General features: G+C 65.7%; 12 protein-coding genes. 11 read left to right on the top strand and 1 reads right to left on the bottom strand.

The genetic code is table 11. The features are described 5' to 3' along the window. Positions 1-3 precede the first annotated feature (3 nt). On the top strand, positions 4-1,014 hold the full coding sequence (locus ACR64R_RS27015) for an efflux RND transporter periplasmic adaptor subunit (RefSeq protein WP_487359280.1): 1,011 nt from the start codon (positions 4-6) through the stop codon (positions 1,012-1,014). Beyond that, a complete protein-coding gene (locus tag ACR64R_RS27010) occupies positions 1,011-4,256 on the top strand; it encodes an efflux RND transporter permease subunit (RefSeq protein ID WP_487359279.1) in 3,246 nt (1,081 codons plus the stop codon). The genes ACR64R_RS27015 and ACR64R_RS27010 overlap by 4 nt, the downstream gene beginning before the upstream one ends. A gap of 75 nt (positions 4,257-4,331) precedes the next feature. Here the strand turns inward: ACR64R_RS27010 and tssH are convergent, their stop codons facing one another. Then, entirely contained in the window at positions 4,332-7,178 is a 2,847-nt protein-coding gene (gene tssH / locus ACR64R_RS27005; protein WP_487359278.1) for a type VI secretion system ATPase TssH, read from the bottom strand. 332 nt (positions 7,179-7,510) lie between these two features. Between tssH and tssA the strand changes: the two genes are divergently transcribed. The 9 genes from tssA to tssJ all read left to right on the top strand — a co-directional run bounded on the left by tssA (position 7,511) and on the right by tssJ (position 16,816). Continuing rightward, positions 7,511-8,680 carry a type VI secretion system protein TssA gene (gene tssA, locus ACR64R_RS27000; RefSeq protein WP_487359277.1) on the top strand — a complete coding sequence of 390 codons (1,170 nt, stop codon included), beginning with the start codon at positions 7,511-7,513 and terminating at the stop codon, positions 8,678-8,680. Between the two features lie 5 nt (positions 8,681-8,685). Then, entirely contained in the window at positions 8,686-9,222 is a 537-nt protein-coding gene (gene tssB / locus ACR64R_RS26995; RefSeq protein ID WP_040985731.1) for a type VI secretion system contractile sheath small subunit, read from the top strand. 3 nt (positions 9,223-9,225) lie between these two features. Further along, positions 9,226-10,731, top strand: coding sequence for a type VI secretion system contractile sheath large subunit (gene tssC / locus ACR64R_RS26990; RefSeq protein WP_010910844.1), 1,506 nt, complete (start codon positions 9,226-9,228; stop codon positions 10,729-10,731). A gap of 78 nt (positions 10,732-10,809) precedes the next feature. After that, complete coding sequence (locus ACR64R_RS26985) at positions 10,810-11,259, top strand: Hcp family type VI secretion system effector (RefSeq protein ID WP_164772067.1); 450 nt, start codon at positions 10,810-10,812, stop codon at positions 11,257-11,259. Then, complete coding sequence (tssE, locus tag ACR64R_RS26980; protein WP_487359276.1) at positions 11,246-11,998, top strand: type VI secretion system baseplate subunit TssE; 753 nt, start codon at positions 11,246-11,248, stop codon at positions 11,996-11,998. The genes ACR64R_RS26985 and tssE overlap by 14 nt, the downstream gene beginning before the upstream one ends. Position 11,999: 1 nt before the next feature. After that, complete coding sequence (gene tssF / locus ACR64R_RS26975; RefSeq protein ID WP_487359275.1) at positions 12,000-13,874, top strand: type VI secretion system baseplate subunit TssF; 1,875 nt, start codon at positions 12,000-12,002, stop codon at positions 13,872-13,874. Beyond that, positions 13,838-14,905 carry a type VI secretion system baseplate subunit TssG gene (gene tssG, locus ACR64R_RS26970; protein ID WP_487359274.1) on the top strand — a complete coding sequence of 356 codons (1,068 nt, stop codon included), beginning with the start codon at positions 13,838-13,840 and terminating at the stop codon, positions 14,903-14,905. Before tssF ends, tssG begins: the two co-directional genes overlap by 37 nt. Next, positions 14,902-16,359, top strand: coding sequence for a type VI secretion system-associated FHA domain protein TagH (gene tagH / locus ACR64R_RS26965; RefSeq protein WP_487359273.1), 1,458 nt, complete (start codon positions 14,902-14,904; stop codon positions 16,357-16,359). The genes tssG and tagH overlap by 4 nt, the downstream gene beginning before the upstream one ends. 4 nt (positions 16,360-16,363) lie before the next feature. Then, positions 16,364-16,816 (top strand): type VI secretion system lipoprotein TssJ, encoded by a 453-nt coding sequence (gene tssJ, locus ACR64R_RS26960; protein WP_487359272.1) that lies wholly within the window; start codon positions 16,364-16,366, stop codon positions 16,814-16,816. Positions 16,817-16,830: the final 14 nt, after the last annotated feature.

Here is a 16,830-nt window from a genome sequence, read left to right as displayed (position 1 = left end):
GCAATGCGAACCACACGATCGGCCATCGCCAACATCCTCCTGATCGGCACCGCATGCCTTGCGGTATCGAACGCGAAAGCCGCGGAATTCACGGTGAGACCCACTACCGTCACCGAAATGAAAGCGGTCTACGGCCAGGTCGAAAGCCGCACGGTGGTGCCGGCGCGCGCCCGCATTTCGGGAACCATCAGCGAGGTCCGCGTCTCCGAGGGCCAGGAGGTGCGCCAGGGTGATCTGATCGCCATCGTGGTCGACGACAAGATCGCCCTCCAGCTTCGCGCCGCAGACGCCAAGATCGCGGCGCTCAACTCGCAGCTGGACAATGCCCGCACGGACATGCAGCGCGCGCAGGACCTGCTGACCAAGGGCGTGGCCGCGCAGAGCCGGGTCGACGCCGCGCGGCTGCAGCTCGATGTCACGACCAACCAGCTCGCGGCGGCGGTCGCGGACAAGGCCGTCATCGAACAGAGCGCTACCGAGGGACAGACGCTGGCGCCCGCCGCCGGGCGGGTGCTGACCGTTCCGGTCACCGCCGGCTCCGTCATCATGGCCGGCGAGACGATCGCACGCGTCGCTTCCGGCCAGTATTATCTTCGTCTGTCGCTGCCGGAACGCCATGCCGCGGAGATCGCGGAAGGCGCCGCCGTCGACATCGGCGAACGCGGCACCGGGTCGAATGCCGGCTTCGTCAAGGCCCGCGAGGGGCGCATCGCCAAGGTCTATCCGGAGATCGAGAACGGCCGGGTCATCGCCGATGTCGAGGTGGCCGATATCGGCACCTATTTCGTCAACGAGCGCACGCTGGTGTCCATTCCGGTGGGCAAGCGTGCCATGCTGGGCGTTCCGCCTGAAGCGGTGCGCACCATCCACGGCGTCGACTACGTCGCGGTCGAAACGGCGAACGGCCCGCTCGACGTGGCCGTGGTGCTCGGCGAGCGGTTCGACGACGCCGGCCAGGCGCGCATCGAGGTGCTGACGGGCCTCGCGGACGGCGACAAGGTCGTCCTGCCATGAAGCTTGGCATTGCCGGCGGGCTCACCCGCTCCTTCATCGGCTCGCCGTTGACGCCGCTCTTCCTGCTGGCCGCGCTCGCGCTTGGCTTGGTGGCGCTGGTGACGCTGCCGCGTGAGGAAGAGCCCCAAATCTCCGTGCCGATGGTGGACATCCACGTCCAGGCCAACGGGCTCAAGGCCGAGGATGCCGTCAAGCTGGTCACCGAGCCATTGGAGACCATCATCAAGAGCATCGATGGCGTCGAGCATGTCTACTCTCAGACCGAGGACGACGGTGCCCTAGTAACGGCCCGCTTCAAGGTGGGCACGAGCTCGGATGCGGCGGTGCTGCGCGTGCACGACAAGGTGCGCGCCAACATGGATCGCATCCCGGTGGGCATTCCGGAGCCGCTGATCGTCGGACGTGGTATCGACGACGTGGCCATCGTGGTGGTGACGCTGACGCCGACGCCGGAGGCCGCCAGTCGCTATTCCTCGGCCGACCTGACCCGGCTGGCACGCGAGCTTCAGGTCGAGGTGGCGAAACTCCCCGATATCGGCCTGACCTATATCGTCGGCGAGCAGCCGGAGGAAATCCAGGTCGAACCCGATCCGGAGAAACTGTCGCTGTACGGCATCACGCTGCAGCAGCTGACCGCCAAGATTTCAGGCGCCAACCGCTCATTTCAGCTCGGCACGGTGCGCGAGCAGGGCAAGCAGCGGGTGCTGGTCGCCGGCCAGACGCTGCAAGGGCTCTCCGACATCGGCAATCTGCTGCTGACCGCCCGCGACGGCCGGCCGGTCTATGTGCGAGACGTGGCGAGCATCGTGCTGGCGACGTCGCCGGCTGAAAACCGCGTCACGGACGTCGTCAAGACCGCCAACGGGCTGCAGCGCGCTCCCGCCGTCTCGCTCGCCATAGCCAAGCGGCCCGGCACCAACGCCGTCCTCATCGCCGATGCCATCGGCAAGCGGCTGGAGCAGACGCGCGGACAGATCTTCCCCAAGGACGTCGGGATGACCGTGACCCGCGACTATGGCGAGACCGCCAACGAGAAGGCGAACGAGCTGCTCTTCCACCTTGGCCTGGCGACGATCTCCATCGTCGTGCTGGTCGCCGTCGCCATAGGCTGGCGCGAGGCGCTGGTGGTGGCGGTCGTCATCCCGACGACGATCCTGCTCACGCTCTTTGCCTCCCGCGTCATGGGCTATACGCTCAACCGCGTCAGCCTGTTCGCGCTGATCTTCTCAATCGGCATCCTGGTCGACGACGCCATCGTCGTCATCGAGAACATTGCCCGCCACTGGGCCATGGACGACGGGCGCTCGCGCAGCGCCGCCGCCATCGACGCCGTCGCGGAGGTCGGAAACCCGACCATCGTCGCCACGCTGACCGTCGTCGCCGCCCTTTTGCCGATGCTTTTCGTCTCGGGCATGATGGGGCCATATATGAGCCCGATCCCGGCCAATGCCTCGGCCGCGATGCTGTTCTCCTTCTTCGTGGCTGTGATGCTGACGCCCTGGCTGATGATGAAGCTTGGCCGCCGGCATGAGGCGGGTGGGCAGGGCGGCCATGGCGCCGGACATATAGGAGCGCTCGGCCGCGCCTATGTCGCGGTCGCCCGGCCGATCCTGAAGTCGCGCCGTCGCGCGTGGATGTTCCTGCTCGTCGTCGGCGTCGCGACGCTATCGTCCATGGCGCTGATCTATACCAAGCATGTGACGGTGAAGCTGCTTCCTTTCGACAACAAGACCGAGTTGCAGGTGGTCGCTGACCTGCCCAAGGGCTCGTCGGTCGAGGACACGAACCGGGTGTTGCAGGCAGCGGTCGACCGCCTGTCTGGCGTACCCGAGGTCGTCTCCTTCCAGACCTATGCCGGCACCGCCGCGCCCTTCAACTTCAACGGACTGGTGCGCCATTATTATCTGCGCTCCGGCCCCGAACAGGGCGACGTGACGGTGAACCTGGTGCCGAAGGGCGAGCGTAGCCGCGCCAGCCATGCGATCGCGCTCGACATACGCGAGCGCCTGAAGGGCATGGCCATGCCGGCGGGCACTGTCATCAAGGTGGTCGAGCCCCCGCCCGGACCGCCGGTGCTCGGCACGCTGCTCGCCGAAATCTACGGGCCCGACGCCGAGACCCGCCGCGCCGTCGCGGCCAAGGTGCGCGAAACCTTCGCGAGCGTCCCCTTCATCGTCGACGTCGACGACAGCTTCCACAACCAGCCGCAGAGACAAAGACTGTCGATCGACCAGGACAATCTCGAATATTACAAAGTCGAGCAGTCGGACGTCTACGACACGCTCAGCTACCTCTATGGCGGCACGACGGTTGGCTATTCGCACCGTGGCGGCGGACGCTATCCGATTCCGATCCGCATCGCCCTTTCGAAGGGCGACGGCGTCATCGACCAGCGCGCGCTGGCGACGCCGGTGCCGGCCAATGCCTTGCCGGGCGCCCGCGACGTGGTGGAGCTCGGCGATGTAGTGCACGTCGCAAGCGAACCCGCCTCATACCCGATCTTCCGGCACAACGGCCGCCCCGCAGAGATGGTTATGGCGGAGTTGGCCGGCGCTTTCGAGGCGCCCGTCTACGGCATGCTCGCCGTGGACGACGCCATCGCCAAGGCGGATTGGGGGACCGTGCCGAAGCCAGAGATCGCGCTGCATGGCCAGCCGGACGACGAATCCAAGCCGACGCTCCTGTGGGACGGCGAATGGGAAGTGACCTGGGTGACGTTCCGCGACATGGGCGCCGCCTTCATGGTAGCCATCCTCGGGATCTACATCCTGGTGGTCGCGCAGTTCGGTTCCTTCCGGCTGCCCCTGGTGATCCTGACCCCGATCCCGCTGACGCTGATCGGCATCATGCTCGGCCATTGGGCTTTCGCCGCGCCTTTCACCGCGACCTCGATGATCGGCTTCATCGCGCTGGCCGGCATCATCGTGCGCAACTCGATCCTGCTGGTCGATTTCATTCGCCACTCCGGCGGTACCGGACGGCCGCTGGTCGACATACTGCTCGAGGCCGGCGCGATCCGCTTCAAGCCGATCCTGCTCACCGCGCTTGCCGCCATGATCGGCGCGGCGGTGATCCTGACCGATCCGATCTTCCAGGGGCTGGCCATCTCGTTGCTGTTCGGCCTCGCCTCCTCGACGCTGCTGACGGTGCTGGTCATCCCTGCAATCTACGTGGCGCTGCGCGGCGGGCCGGCCTCGGGCGCGAGGGCGGTCGAATCCGTCAAACCACCGCCCGCCGGGTAGATCGCGCCGGAGTGATCAAAAGCGGACGGACTTCACATCATGCCGGTGCCGTCGAGCCTCGAGCCGCCGCGGGTCCTATTCGAAAGAGTAGGTGAATCCTTCCGACGAGGCACCGACGATCACCTTCGTCATCTTCTTGCCCTCGAGCGAGCGGTTGAGCACGCCGCGGCTGAGTTCCGGCAGCAGCGTATTGGTGAGGATGGCGTCGATCATGCGCCCGCCGGACTCGATCTCGGTGCAACGCGCCTTCACCAGATCCATGACGCCCTCGCCGATCACCAGCTCGGCGTCGTTGGTCGCCCTTAGCCGGCGCGCGATCTTGCCGAACTGATGCCTGGTGATCGCCTCGATCATCGCATCCGACAGCGGATAATAGGGGATGGTCACGACCCGGCCGAGGAAGGCTGCAGGGAAGACCTTCAGCAGCGGGGGGCGCAGCGCGGTGTCGAGATCGTCGATGCCGGTCCGCACCGTGCCGTTCCTGGTGCGGTCCATGATGACGTCGGAGCCGACATTCGAGGTAAGCAGGATCAGCGTGTTCTTGAAGTCGATGCGACGGCCTTCGCTGTCGTCCATCATGCCCTTGTCGAAGACCTGGAAGAAGATCTCGTGGACATCGGGATGCGCCTTCTCGACCTCGTCGAGCAGGATCACCGAGTAGGGTTTCCTGCGCACGGCCTCGGTCAGGATGCCGCCCTTGCCGTAGCCGACATAGCCGGGCGGCGCGCCCTTCAGCGTCGAGACGGTGTGCGCTTCCTGGAATTCCGACATGTTGATCGAGATAAGGTTCTGCTCGCCGCCGTAAAGCGTCTCGGCCAGCGCCAGCGCGGTCTCGGTCTTGCCGACGCCGGAGGGGCCGCAAAGCAGGAACACGCCGACCGGCTTTTCCGGCGCGCCGAGGCCGGCGCGGCTGGTCTGCACGCGCCTGGCGATCATCTCCATCGCATGGTCCTGGCCGACCACACGCTCGGACAGCGTGACGGCGAGCTTCAGCGCCTTCTCGGTCTGGCTAGAGAGCATGCGCCCGGTCGGGATACCGGTCCAATCCTGAACAACGGCCGCCACGGCATTGCGGTCGACCGACGGCAGGATGAGCGGCGTCTCGCCTTGCGCGGCGGCAAGCTCGGCCATCAACTCGCGCAGCCGCGCCAGGTCGGCGACGGCTTCATCGGCCGGCTCGGCGGAAGCCGTTTCAGCCCTCGCGGCCTTGGCCGCCTTGGTTCTCGAGCCTTTGGTCTTCTTGGCCTCGGTGGCCTTGCCGCCGCCAGTCTTGCTCTCGCTTGTCTTGTTCTCGCCGGTCTTGTTCTCGGGGGCCTTTGCCGCGCCCTCCGCATTCTCGGTCCCGGCAGCAGGCTCCTCGCTCGCTGTCTCGTCGAGCGGCACGCCGTCGCCGCGCAATTTCGCGCGCAGGTCGAGGATTTCGGTGACCAAAGCCTTTTCCCGGTCCCAGCGCGCCTGGGCAGCAGCCAGGCTTGCCTCGGTTTCCGCCAGTCCGGCGTCGACACGGGTCTGACGATCGGCCACGTCGATGCCGATCGCCGCCTCGCGGCCGATGATGCCGCTCTCGACCTCGAGCGCCTGACGGCGGCGCAGTATATCCTCGACCTCGGCCGGCGTCGCATGCTGCGAGACCGCGACGCGGGCGCAGGCCGTGTCGAGCAGGCTGACGGCCTTGTCCGGCAATTGCCTGGCCGGGATGTAGCGGTGCGAAAGCGAAACCGCTGCCTCGATCGCCTCGTCCAGGATCTGCACCTTGTGGTGCTGCTCCAGGACACCGGCGACGCCGCGCAGCATCAGCACGGCCACGGCTTCCGGGGGCTCGTCGATCTTGACGACCTGGAAGCGGCGGGTCAGCGCCGGGTCCTTCTCGATATGCTGCTTGTACTCCGCCCAGGTGGTGGCGGCGATGGTGCGAAGCTCGCCGCGGGCCAGCGCCGGCTTCAGGAGATTGGCCGCATCGCCGGTTCCGGCCGCGCCGCCAGCGCCGATCAGCGTATGCGCCTCGTCGATGAACAGGATGATCGGCACCTCGGAAGCCTGGACCTCGTCGATCACCGCCTTCAGCCGCTTTTCGAACTCGCCCTTGACGCTGGCGCCCGCCTGCATCAGCCCGACATCGAGCATCCGCACGCTGACATTCTGCAACGTCGGCGGCACGTCGCCCTGGGCGATGCGCAGGGCAAAGCCCTCGACGGCAGCCGTCTTGCCGACGCCCGCCTCGCCGGTCAGGATCGGATTGTTTTGCCGGCGCCGCATCAGGATGTCGACGATCTGCCTTATTTCGGGATCACGGCCGACGACCGGATCGATCTTGCCGTCGCGGGCGCGCTGGGTGAGATCGGTGGCGTATTTGGCCAAAGCCGAATCCCCGCCCGGGCCGCGCTTCATCGGTGTTTCTGCGGCGGGAGCCACGGCAGGTGAGCCGGCTTCAAGCGACCCCTCGGTGACATCGGCGAAGCGGGAGATGACACCATCCGCGTCGATCTTGTCGAACTCTGGGCTGATCTTGGACACCAAGCCTTCCAATGCCGGCGTCTTCAGGCAGGCAAGCAGGATATGGGCGCTGCGCACCTCTTCGACGCCGAACTCCAGCGTCGCCAGGTTCCAGCCCTCCTGGATGGCGTGGAAAATGTGGTCGGAGAATTCCTCCACCGACGTGGCGCCGTAGGGCAGCTTGTCGATGGCGCGGGTCATGTCGGCCGTCAGCCGGCTGACGTCCAGTCCGGCGTCGGCGACGATCATCTGCACATCGGAGCGCTCGGACAGAACCAGCTGCTGGATGAAATGGGCCAGTTCGACATAGGGATTGCCGCGCAGCTTGGCCGTGTCGGCCGCGGCCTTGAAGGCTCGCACCCCCGTGGCGTTGAGCTTGGCGACCAACTCCTTACGCTTGAAGCTCTGCGATGACCGGCGCTGTTCCATCGAACCTCATCCCGCAATCTGCCGACCGTACCCTGCCATATAAGCGGCTGCTTTACAAAGCGGCGTGAAGGATAAGGCCCCTTAAACCTATCCGGGCGGCACCGCCCGGTTACACAAGCCCTGCAAACTCTTGGCAGCAAACATGGATTGCCGTCCGGACTATGCGAGCCATTTCACATACCGGGTCCGACAATCGCGCAATTGGTTTCGTCGAAGAAAACGGCTGCGTTCAGCTTCCGTTAGTTTTTGCGCAGGTGCTCAATTGTCGTCGCGTGAGGCCGGTGATAACGTAACGTCACATAGGATCTCAGGGCCGCTGGCTGGGGGTTTGTGTGATTGATCTCGCACTCTGGCTGAATCCTCTGAACGGTGAGAATCCGTCGGGAGAGGATTTGCGCAACGACCCGGCCTTTCATGAACTGGAGCGCTTGACCGAACCTCAGGTCAAGGTTGTCCATGACGGCAACAGCAAACCCACCTCGCAAGCCAGTCCGGTTGATTGGACGGCGGTCCTGGAAAGAGCTGCAGAGTTACGCGCCCGCGGCCGGGACCTGCGCGTGCTGGTCATTGTTGCGCGGGCCTTGGCCAATGAGGAAGGGCTGGCTGGCCTCGCCCAGGGCCTGACGCTCATCGCCAGGACATTCGAACAGTACTGGGACACGATGCACCCGTCGCTGCGCAGTGGCGCGCCGCGCGAAGCCGCCTTGCGCCGCATCAATGCGCTGCTCGACCTGCAAAACAGCCAGGAAGGCCTGCTGGCGAACCTCAGGCAGGCGGTCTTCTTCTCCCCGCGCGCGATCGGGCCGATCAGCGGCCGGGACCTGGAGCAGGCGGCGCTCGACGAGCGCGTCATGCTCCAGGAAGCAGCCTCCGGCCTCGGGACCGCCGAAAAGGCGGCCCTGACGAGCGCCCACAACCAATTGTTGAACCGGGTGCGCACCGGCTGCGCGGCCCAGATGGATCAAGCGGCGGACGCGATGGCGTCGTTGCTGGCCGACGCGCGCGCCGCGATCGCAGCTCTCGACGCAGTGGACACCGCGCTCAACGCCCGCATCGAAGGCAATGGCGCCACCGTCCCGGAATTGAGGAAGTTCCTGCAACGTTTGCTGACGACGCTGGAGCGCAATTCCAGCGCCGGCGCGACAGGGAACGGCGCCGCGAAGCCTGCTCCGCAGGCAGCGGAACCATCAATGCCCGCCCGAAACGGTCATGGAGCCGAGACGATGGCAAGTGTGGCAAGCCTAGCGGACGCGAGCGCCGGTCTTCCGGACCGGATCAACTCGCGCGACGAAGTCGTCAAGTGCCTCGACCTCGTCATCGCCTTCTACGACCGGACCGAACCGTCCAGCCCCATTCCGCATCTAGCCCGGCGCGTGCGCCGGATGGTGCACATGGATTTCGTGGAACTGATGGAAGATCTCGCCCCGTCGGGGCTGAAGGAGTTCCGGCTGCTTGCCGGTGTCCCAGATCCCAAGAAGCCGGCCCAGAAGGATGAAAGGTAACAAGCATGCCAGCAGAGAGCAAAGCGAAGGTCATCGAAAGAAACCGCGCGCCGCGCGTGCAGATCGCCTACGACGTCGAAACCTACGGCAGCCCGACGACGATCGAACTGCCGTTCGTGATGGCCGTGATGGCCGACCTTGCCGGCGCTTCGCAGACCAAGGAAGCGTCGAAGTCGGTCCTCGACCGCAACTTCGTCGAAACCGACGCCAACCGCTTCCCGAAATTCATGGAAGCGATGGGACCGCGCGTGAAGGCCAGGGTGAAGAACACCCTGCCGCAGGCCGAGGGCCAGGAGCGAGACGAAGAACTCGCGATCGACCTCACCTTCTCCAAGATGGGCGACTTCGCGCCGGACAAGATCGCCGAGCAGGTCCCGCAACTGGCCGAGATCCTCAAGATGCGCCGCCAGCTCGAAGAGCTGCTGGGCTTCATGGACGGCCGCGTCGACGCCGAAAAACGCATCGCGCAGCTTCTGAACAACGAGCCGCTGCTGAGCAAGATCGCCAGCCAGGCGATGGATGACGGCAAGGGCGAGGAGTAAGTCATGGCCGAACAGCAAAAGACCGCAGCCGCCACCGCCGAGGCGGAAGCCATCGATCTCGGCGAATTCAGCGGCCTTCTTGAAAAGGATTTCAAGGTCAAGAAAGACGACAGCGAGAAGCTGCAGCAACTGGTACGCAACCTGGCTTTGGCCGCGCAATCGCGCTCCGAGACCACGACCATCTCCTCCAACGCGATCAAGTCTATCAAGTCGCTGATCGCCGGCATCGACAAGATGCTGACGACGCAGGTCAACGAGATCCTGCACGCGCCGGAAGTGCGTGAGATGGAAGGCACCTGGCGCGGCCTCTGGTACCTGATCAACAACACCGAGACCGATACGAAGCTGAAGATCCGGGTGATGAACATCTCCAAGGAGCAGCTGGCCGACACGCTCGAAGACTATGAAGGCCAGATGTGGGACCAGAGCCCGATCTTCAAGAAGGTCTACACGGACGAGTATTCGATGCTGGGTGGCGAGCCGATCGGCTGCATCATCGGCGCCTACGAATTCTCAAACCACCCGCGCGACGTCGGCCTGCTGCGCAACATCTCGGGCGTCTGCGCGTCTGCGCACACGCCGTTCATCGCGGCCGCCTCGCCGCGCCTGTTCCGCATGGACAGCTGGCAGGAACTGCCGAACCCGCAGGACCTGCAGATGATCGTGAACAACCCGGCCTATGCGTCCTGGCAGTCGCTGCGCGAGAGCGAGGACGCCCGCTATATCGGCCTGACCATGCCGCGGGTGCTGGCGCGCCTGCCCTACGGCTCGGAAACCGTTCCGGTGAAGGGCTTCACCTTCGAGGAAGAGGTGGGCGGCGATCACAACAAATATGTCTGGATGAATGCCGCCTTCCCGATGGGCGTCAACATCAACCGCAGCCACAAGCTCTATGGCTGGGGAACGCAGATCCGCGGCGTCGAGAATGGCGGCACGGTGCTCAACCTGCCGGTGCACGCCTTCCCGACCGACGACGGCTCGATCGCGATGAAATGCCCGACCGAGGTCGCTATCGACGACCGGCGCGAGGCGGAACTGGCAAAGCTCGGCCTTATGCCGATCCTGCACCGCAAGAACACCGATCTCGCGGCCTTTATCGGAGCGCATTCGCTGCAGGACGACGAAACCCGCGCCGGGCGCCTGGTCGACCCGGACGCGCAGTCCAACGAGCGGCTCTCCGCCAACCTGCCCTACCTCTTCCCGGTGTCGCGCTTCGCGCATTACCTCAAGGCGATCGCCCGCGACAAGATCGGCTCGTTCAAGGAACGCACCGACATGGAGATCTGGTTGACCGAATGGATCAACCGATACGTGCTGGCCAACCCTGCCTTCGCCGACGACAAGGCGCGCGCCAAGCGCCCGCTTGCAGCGGCCGAGGTGCAAGTCGACAGCGTCGAGGGCCGGCCCGGTTACTACAATGCCCGATTCTACCTGCGTCCCCACTACCAGTTGGAAGGCATCAACGCCTCGCTCCGTCTGGTGTCGGAACTGCCGTCGGTGAAGGGCTGAAATCGCCAAGCAAAGTCATCTTATTTCGTTTGAAAGCGGTGGAGAAAGACAATGCCAGACAGAACCGATGCGCCTTCGATGAAGATCGACGGTTTCCTGAAAGTCCCCGACATCAAGGGCCCGAGCAAGCGCGACGGCCACGAAGACGAAATCGAGATCCATGGCGTCGATTACAAGATGATCGCGCCCTACGATCCCAATTCGCTGTCGCGGCGCGGCCGCGTATCGATGGGAATGATCAAATTCTTCAAGCATTACGACAAGTCCTCGCCCTACCTGAAGAAGGCGCTGTTCGAAAACAAGGCGCTCGACGAAGTGGTTTTCTCGGCACGCCGCACCATTGACGGCGAGACCAGCGATTATCTGGTGGTGACGCTCACCGACGCCTCGATCATGGAGTACGACATGCGGCAGGCTCGCGACGAGGCGGACCTGATCGAGGAAGAAGTCAGCTTCGCCTACAAGAAGATCAAGTTCGTCTACGACAAGGACGACGAGATCGAAATGGACGTCTATGTCGGCAAGTGAGGCCAAGCGGCCTGGCACGAAAGCGCAGTTTGCCGGCAGCTCCCGGGCAAAAAGCGAGGCGGTCCAGCCCTCCCTCTGGGACCGCCTCGTCAACGACCTGCCAGGGCTGACGTCGGAGATCGACGGGCTGCGCCGTCTGCTGGAAGAAGAACTCGGCGCCGAGCGCGTCGAGGCTCTTCTGGCAGGCAGCGCGCGCGCCATCGATATCGACGCCGAACTTACGCCCGAGCAGAAACGACGCCTGCATCGGCTTGTCTTCCAGACCGAGCATCGCACCGAAATCGAAAGCCGCGGCGTGGTGGTTTCGGCGCGCGTGCTTCGGGAAGCCGTGCGGCGCGACATCGAGGCTTTGTTCAACACCGAGCGCTTCGAATCCGTACCGATGCTTTCCGATGCCGAGCAAGAACAGCCCTTGGACGAACTGCCGTCGCTCGCCGACTTCCCGGAAGTGCGCCGCAGCGTCGTCAACTACGGCGTGCCGTCCTTTTCGGGCCGCTCGTCGCGGGATTTCGACCGCGATACGCTGGCCCGCGAAATCCGCGCGGTGCTCGCTACCTTCGAGCCGCGTCTCAAGGAGAGCGCCACGACCGTCAATGTCACGCTCGGCGACAAAAGTGTCGGCCTCAAGATCGAGATCGACGCGGTGCTGATCATGACGCCGACGCCGGAACGCATGCGGCTGCGCACCACGATCAATCTCGACAACGGCCTGGCGCGAACCGAATTCCGGGAGACCTGAGATGGATCGGGTCTTCGTGGAGTATTACGAAGAGGAACTGACCCATATCCGGGCGCTGGCCGCGGAATTCGCCGACATGCATCCGGCGGTCGCCCGCAACCTTTCCCTCGACACCGTCCCCTGCCCGGACCCCTATGTCGAACGACTGCTCGACGGCGTGGCGTTTCTCGCGGCGCGCACGCGGCTCAAGGTCGACGCGGAGCGCTCGCGCTTTTCGCGCGCCGTGCTCGACGTGCTCTATCCGGACCTGGTGACGCCTGCGCCGGCGACGGCGATGGCCGTGCTGAAGCCAGGCCAGCAGGTTCAGTCGATGATCGCCGGCCACGCTGTCCCGCGCGGCACACGGCTGGTCTCGGGCCTGCATCCGGGACTCTCGACCCGCTCGACCTTCACCACCGCGCAGGAGGTCACGCTGTGGCCGATCGCGATCACCTCGGTCAGCTATTTCCAGGACCGCAGCGCGCTGGCGGCCGCCGGCGTCGCGCCGATCGGCGGCGTGCGCGCCGAAGCGGCTTTCCGCATCACACTGGCCCGCACCGGAAAGGGCAAGCTCAGCGAATTGTCGCTCGACCGTCTCGATCTCTATTTCGCCGGTCGCACCAAGGCGCCGCTCATCTTCGACGCGATCTTCGGCGCCTGCTCGGCCGTCGGCGCGCGGGCGGAAGGCAAGACCAACGCGCTGACCGCGCTGCCCGAGCCCGAAATGATCGGGATCCATGACGACGAAGCGCTGATGCCGCGCACCCGCCCGACCTTCGAGGGATACCGGCTGCTGCGCGAATATTTCATGATCCCCGAGCGCTTCCACTATGTGCGGGTCGCCGGCCTGCAACCCGTGGTGCGCAAATGCGATGGGGGAATGGAGATCATTTTCCTGTTCCGGCGTCCGGTGCCGGAGCTCGCCGATGTGACGGCGGCCGATTTCGAGCTGTTCGCGACGCCGATCATCAATCTGTTCGAACGCGAGTGCAACGTCATCGAAATCGATCCGCGCCGGACGCGCCAGGTGCTGCATGCCGACCGCACGCGGGCGCGCGACTTCGAGATATTCCGGGTCACCCGGGTTGAAGACGCTGAGGCGGAAGGGAGCGAGGCGATCATTCCCGAACTGTTCAGCCTCGGGCAGAACCGCGGCAGCGGCTGGGTCTATTCGACGGAGCGGCGCCCGCGCCGGGCGACGGAGGACGAGCGGCGCGACGGCCTGACCCGCACCTCCTACACTGGCGACGATGTCTTTATCGCGATCTCGCGCCCGGCCGGCAACCCGGCGAACCGGCCGCTCAAGCGCCTGGACATCATGGCGCTCTGCACCAACCGCGACCTGCCGATCCTCGACGACACGCCGACGCTGACGCTGGAGACCGCCGACCCGGTGGAAGCGGTGCGGCTGCTCGGCGCGCTGCGGCCGCCGCGGCCGGCGATCCCGGCAGCGCTGCCGGCGGGCGCCGAAGGCGAATCGCGCGCCGACAACCTCGCCTGGCGGCTCGTGGCGCAGCTATCGCTCAATTTCCTGAGCCTCGCCAAGGAAGGCCGCGGCGTCGATCCGCTGCATGCCCTGCTCGACCTCTACGCCGATCGCGGCGATCCTAGCCTTGCCCGCAACGTGCATTCGATCACCCGCATCGACTCGCGCCCGGTGATCGAGCGGCTCCAGATCGACGGGCCGATGTGCTTCGGGCGCGGCACGGAGGTGACGCTGCATGTCGACCAGTCGGTGCTGGCGGGCCAGAGCACGCTTTTGCTTTCAGCCCTGCTGGCGCGGCTCTTTGCCCGCCATGCCGGGATAAATGGTTTCGTGCGGACGCGTACGCGGCTGCTGCAGAAGCAGGAGGATGTGCCATGGCCGATGACGCCCGGCAATCGCTACCTGATCTAACGCAACCGGCCCCGAACGAAGCCGCGGCATTGTCGGAAGGGTACGACTTTTTCGAGCTGCTGCGCCGCCTGGAGCAGCGGCGCGGGCTGTTCGGGCACTCCGGGACGGCGGACCGTGAGCCGGCAAGGATAGGCCAGCATGTGCGCCTGAGCTTCTCGGCGCGTGACGTGGTCAAATTCCAGGACGCCGGCGACAAGGCTCCGGCGCGGGTGACCGTAGCCAATCTCGGCCTGCTCGGACCGGAAGGGCCGATGCCGCTGCATCTGACGCGCTGGGTGCTCGACCGGCTGTCGCAGCGCTGGTTCACGGGCGCCGACGCCGAGCAGACCAGCGACACGACCTTCGTCGATTTCGTCAACATCCTGCAGCACCGCATGATCGCGCTCTACTACCGCGCATGGGCGGACGCGCATCCGGCTGTGCAGGTCGAACGTTCGGTCGGCGGACGCGTCCGCGGCATGCTGGAGGCCATGGCAGGCATCGGCCTTCCCGGCACCCAGGACCCCGAGCTAGACGCGGTTCGGCTGCGCCAGGCAGGATCATTGGCCAACCAGGTCGACGGCGCGGAGCGGCTGACGCTGTTTCTCGCCACCGCTTTCAAGGTGCCGGTGCAGATCAAGGAGTTCGTCGCAGCCTGGATCACCATTCCGAAGGCGCTGCAGAGCCAAGTCGGCAAGGCCTATGCGTCGCTCGGCAGCGGCGCGACAATCGGGCCGCGCGTCTTCAGCCGCCAAAGCCGGATCGAATTGCGCATCGGTCCGCTCAGCCTCGACGACTTCAGGTCGTTCCTGCCTGGAGAACGGCGCCTTGCCCTGTTCAAGAAGGCGGTGCGCGACATGATGGGTGAAGCGCTCGACGTCGATCTCAGGATCGTGCTCGCGCGCGATGCCGTGCCTGCGCCGAAGATGGGAACCATCCAGCTCGGCCGAACTTCATGGCTTTCACGTCCCGCAGAAAAGGGGGACGCCGACGACCTCAGGCTGCGCACCGTCGTCGGCTGGCGGCCCGAAATGGCGGAGGCAGCCGCATGAGCCTGCTGCTGACGCTCGAACAAGGCCCGCGTTCGCAAGTGGTAAGGCAGACCCGGTTGGACGAGGGCGAACTGGTGATCGGCCGGAGCGCCGATGCCGGTTGGCAGATCGACGATCCGGACATGTTCGTGTCGCGGGCGCACTGCAAGATCACCGGCGGCCGCGACGGCTACTACGTCACAGATACGTCCAGCAGCGGGTTGTTCATCGACGATTCCGACCGCCCGCTCGGTGCCGGCCGGTCGACGCAGCTGCAGAGCGGCATGCGGCTGCGCTTGGGCGACTATGTGCTCCATGTCGAGGTCCAGCCCAGCGCCGGCCAGACATCGATCGGCCAGGCGCCGCTTGCCAACGCCGCGCCGGCGTGGTCGCCGCCGCGGCCGCGCACGCCCCCTAGCATCGGCGGTGACGATTTCTTCTCAGCCAAGGTCGAGGAGGAGCCGCAGCGGCCACGCCCGGCAGGGCTGCCCGACCCTTTCGAACAGCCTTTGCCCGGAGCCTATGACCGCGCGTCGAGCCAGCGCAGCTCGCCCGCCTTCGACGACCCGTTCAGCCTCGACCCGGTGGCGACGCCGGCCTCGGGCGAAGAGCCGGCCGCCGGCCGGTCGGACCCGTTCGGCTTCGGCGAGATGCCGTCGCGCAACGATACGCCCGGGCCTGCACTGAGATCGTCAGGCTTCGACGATTTCAGTTTCGGGCCAGCCGCGACGCCCGCTGCCGGCACCGCCGCCGCCGATCCAGCCAGTCGCGAGCGGCGGCCCGCCGAGAAGTCGAAGGCCGCGCGTCCTTGGGAGATACCAGCGCGGGCGCCCGAACCGCCTGCTCCGCCGGCTCGCCCTGCTCCAGCACCGAGGCCATCGCGTCCGACGTCACCGGCGCCGAGTGACATGGCGCTGCGCGCGGCGTTCCTGCGCGGCATGGGCGTCGAGGAGGCCGATTTCCCCGGGCGCGATCCGATTGCCGAAATGGAAAAGTTCGGGCGCGAATACAGGCTGATGCTGGATGGACTGATACAGCTCTTGCGCAAACGCGCCGAGGAGAAGGGCAGCGCGCGCGTCGCACAGACCATGGTCGGCGCCTCCGAAGTCAACCCGCTCAAGTTCCTGCCGACGGTCGAGGATGTCATCGTCACCATCATCGCGGAACGCAGCCCGGGCTTCCTCTCCGGCGAGGCGGCGATCGGCGACGCGGTCAAGGACTTGGCGCAGCATCACGTGCGCGCATGGCGGGGCGTCCAGGCGGCGCTCAGACGCATGATCGACCGTTTCGACCCGGCCGCCATCGAGGAAGAGCTCAAGTCCAATTCCGCGATCGGCAACCTGCTGTCCGGCGGACGCAATGCCAAATTGTGGGAGCTTTACCAGAAACGCCATCGCGACATCGCCCAGAGCGCGGAATCGAGCTTCCTGGGCGAGATCGGCGCAGACTTCAGGGACGCATATGAAGAGGAGTAGGGACATGATCGACAGACGCGAATTCATCGTTGCCATCGGCGCCACGGGGCTGCTTGCGGCTTGCCAGAGCGGCCCGCCGAAACCATCGGTCATCTCGGTCAACGTGACCGGCGGCGCCGGCATGAATCCGGGACCGGGCGGCGGCGACCGGCCGGTGACGGTTCTGGTGATGCGGCTTGCCAGCACCGGCAAGTTCAATTCGGCCGATTATTTCGCGTTGCAGGGAGGCGCCAGCGCGGCGCTCGGAGCGGATCTGATCGGCATGGACTCGATCTCGGTCGCGCCTGGCAAGACGGCGGCAAAGACCATCACGGTCGAACCGAACGCGACGGCGCTCGGCTTCGTCGCGCTGATCCGCGAACCCGGCGGACGCAACTGGCGCACGACCAAGTCGGTTTCGCCGGGGTCGAAATTCACCATCAATGTCAGCCTCGGCAAGGGCGGCATCTCCGCTTAGCAACGCGGCAACAA

The organism is Mesorhizobium sp. MC2-1-1 (assembly GCF_057597255.1).
The sequence above is the reverse complement of the archived record's forward strand: the minus strand, read 5'-3'. Positions and strand labels throughout refer to the sequence as shown.

What these genes read in the sequence shown, in the direction of transcription:
- tssJ (WP_487359272.1), top strand. Translation starts at nt 16,364, where the DNA reads ATGATCGACAGACGCGAATTCATCGTTGCCATCGGCGCCACGGGGCTG.
- tssC (WP_010910844.1), top strand. Translation starts at nt 9,226, where the DNA reads ATGGCCGAACAGCAAAAGACCGCAGCCGCCACCGCCGAGGCGGAAGCC.
- tssF (WP_487359275.1), top strand. Translation starts at nt 12,000, where the DNA reads ATGGATCGGGTCTTCGTGGAGTATTACGAAGAGGAACTGACCCATATC.
- tssE (WP_487359276.1), top strand. Translation starts at nt 11,246, where the DNA reads ATGTCGGCAAGTGAGGCCAAGCGGCCTGGCACGAAAGCGCAGTTTGCC.
- tssB (WP_040985731.1), top strand. Translation starts at nt 8,686, where the DNA reads ATGCCAGCAGAGAGCAAAGCGAAGGTCATCGAAAGAAACCGCGCGCCG.
- tssH (WP_487359278.1), bottom strand. Translation starts at nt 7,178, where the DNA reads ATGGAACAGCGCCGGTCATCGCAGAGCTTCAAGCGTAAGGAGTTGGTC.
- tssG (WP_487359274.1), top strand. Translation starts at nt 13,838, where the DNA reads ATGGCCGATGACGCCCGGCAATCGCTACCTGATCTAACGCAACCGGCC.
- ACR64R_RS27015 (WP_487359280.1), top strand. Translation starts at nt 4, where the DNA reads ATGCGAACCACACGATCGGCCATCGCCAACATCCTCCTGATCGGCACC.
- ACR64R_RS26985 (WP_164772067.1), top strand. Translation starts at nt 10,810, where the DNA reads ATGAAGATCGACGGTTTCCTGAAAGTCCCCGACATCAAGGGCCCGAGC.
- ACR64R_RS27010 (WP_487359279.1), top strand. Translation starts at nt 1,011, where the DNA reads ATGAAGCTTGGCATTGCCGGCGGGCTCACCCGCTCCTTCATCGGCTCG.
- tagH (WP_487359273.1), top strand. Translation starts at nt 14,902, where the DNA reads ATGAGCCTGCTGCTGACGCTCGAACAAGGCCCGCGTTCGCAAGTGGTA.